The following is a 2,296-nucleotide window of genomic DNA, read 5'->3' as shown; positions in this document are numbered from 1 at the left end:
GTGCCACCAGGAGCGGTACGGCGGCCATCGCCGCGGCGGCCGCCGCGGCCGCCGCCGGCGGGCGGCGGCGTTGCCCGCGCACCCACACGTACGCCAGCGCCGCGACCAGTACGGGCAGCGCGACCTCGATGTTGCCCAGGTCGGCGAGGAACTCGGCGAGAGCGGTCGGCGGGGCGTCCTCACGCATCCGGCGCGCCAGGCGTTCGTCCTCCTCCGCCAGCGGCCCCTCCGCGGCCACCTGCCAGGCGGCCGCGGCGAAGAGCAGCAGGGGGAGGACCACCGCCAGGAGCACCGCCGGGAGCGGGAGCGGCCGGGGAACGCGGAACGGCGGCCCCGGAACAGGGGGGAGGGTTCCGGGGCCGCCGCGGCGACCGGTCACCGCTCGCCCCGGGGGGTGTGGGGCGGGCGGCCGTCCGATCGGTGAGGAGTGTGCGCGAGGGCACGGCCGGGACGGCTGAGAGGGATCACCGGCCCGGCGCCGTCCGGGGGACCCGCGGACGGCGTACTGCGTTCTTCCGGGGAAGAACGTACGGCAGACGGCGGGCGGCGGACAGACGTGTCACCGCAGGGCCATGGCCCTCGCACACATTCTTCACGCAGCCCCCCGTTCCGGGATCTTCCCGGGATCACCCCAGGTTCGCCAGGGCCTCCTCGACGACGTCCAGGCCCTCGTTCAGCAGATCCTCCCCGATGACCAGCGGGGGCAGGAAGCGGACCACGTTGCCGTAGGTGCCGGTGGTCAGCACCAGCACGCCCGCCTGGTGGCAGTGCCTGGCCACGGCGGCGGTGGCCTCGGGGTCGGGCTCCTTGGTGCCGGGCCTCACCAGTTCGACGGCGATCATCGCGCCCCGGCCGCGGACCTCGCCGATCACGCCGTGCCGCTGGGCCATCTTCTCCAGCCGGGGCTTCATGACCTCCTCGATGCGGCGGGCCTTCGCGTTCAGGTCCAGCTCGCGCATCGTCTCGATCGCGCCCAGCGCCGCGGCGCAGGCCACCGGGTTGCCGCCGTAGGTGCCGCCGAGGCCCCCGGAGTGCACGGCGTCCATGATCTCGGCGCGGCCGGTGACGGCGGCCAGCGGCAGGCCGCCGGCGATGCCCTTGGCGGTGGTGATCAGGTCCGGCACGATCCCCTCGTCCTCGCAGGCGAACCAGCGGCCGGTGCGGCAGAAGCCGGACTGGATCTCGTCCGCGACGAAGACGATGCCGTTGTCGCGGGCGAACTCGGCGATGCGCGGCAGGAAGCCCCTGGCGGGCTCGATGAACCCGCCCTCGCCCAGCAGCGGCTCGATGACGATCGCGGCCACGTTCCGCGCGCCGACCTGCTTGGAGATCTGGTCGATCGCCTGGGCCGCGGCCTCCTCGGCGCAGTGGTCCGGGCCGGTGGGCCAGCGGAAGGGGTAGGCGACCGGCACCCGGTAGACCTCGGGCGCGAACGGGCCGAAGCCCTGCTTGTACGGCATGTTCTTCGCGGTCAGCGCCATGGTGAGGTTGGTGCGGCCGTGGTAGCCGTGGTCGAAGACGACGACCGCCTGGCGCCCGGTGTACGAACGGGCGATCTTCACGGCGTTCTCGACCGCCTCGGCGCCCGAGTTGAACAGCGCCGACCGCTTGGCGTGGTCGCCGGGGGTGAGCTTCGCCAGCTCCTCGCAGACCTCCACGTAGCCCTCGTAGGGGGTCACCATCACGCAGGTGTGCGTGAACAGCTCCAGCTGGGCGGCGGCGCGGCGCACCACGGCCTCGGCGCTGTTGCCGACCGAGGTCACGGCGATGCCGGAGCCCAGGTCGATGAAGGAGTTGCCGTCGACGTCCTCCAGGACGCCGCCTCCGGCGCGCGCGGCGAAAACGGGCATGACCGTCCCCACGCCCGCCGCCACGGCCGCCTGCTTGCGGGCCATCAGCTCCCGCGACCTCGGTCCGGGGATCGCGGTGACGACGCGGCGCTCCTGGGGGAGGGTGGGCCCTCCGGACGGTTCGGTCATGGCAGACTCCTCGGGCTCATCGGTGCGAAGGGGTGTTCAAGGGTGTGGTTTCTCGCAGGCTAGGCCGGGGGAGGGTGCGTAGACATGCACCGCCGCGGAGAAGTGTCCGTGTCGTGTTGGCCGCGGTGGACATGGCCCTTCGGTCACGGCGGCCAACCGCGTTTCCCGGGGACTAAATTGGGGCGGTGGACGGGCGAGGGCGTGCCGGACGAGGGGCTGGGCGGGGCATGGTGAACGGCGGGGCGCACGGGGCAGGGGACGCGGGGGGGCCGCGCGGGGCGCACGGCCGGCGGGGGGACCTGCCGGCGATGCCGCCG

General features: G+C 74.0%; 1 protein-coding gene and 1 pseudogene. Both read right to left on the bottom strand.

The features are described from left to right. Nucleotides 1–292: pseudogene (locus tag AC2CJA_RS26220) on the bottom strand (phosphatase PAP2 family protein); the annotation flags it as partial. 334 nt (nt 293–626) lie between these two features. Next, nucleotides 627–1,979: a 4-aminobutyrate--2-oxoglutarate transaminase gene (gabT, locus tag AC2CJA_RS26215; protein ID WP_484605146.1), complete on the bottom strand. Its 1,353-nt coding sequence runs from the start codon at nt 1,977–1,979 to the stop codon at nt 627–629. Between the last annotated feature and the right edge of the window lie 317 nt (nt 1,980–2,296).

Source organism: Streptomyces sp. ATLC9, assembly GCF_057196705.1.
The sequence above is the reverse complement of the archived record's forward strand: the minus strand, read 5'-3'. Positions and strand labels throughout refer to the sequence as shown.

Excerpts from the sequence above, each read along its gene's own strand:
- gabT (WP_484605146.1), bottom strand. The coding sequence starts at position 1,979 with ATGACCGAACCGTCCGGAGGGCCCACCCTCCCCCAGGAGCGCCGCGTC.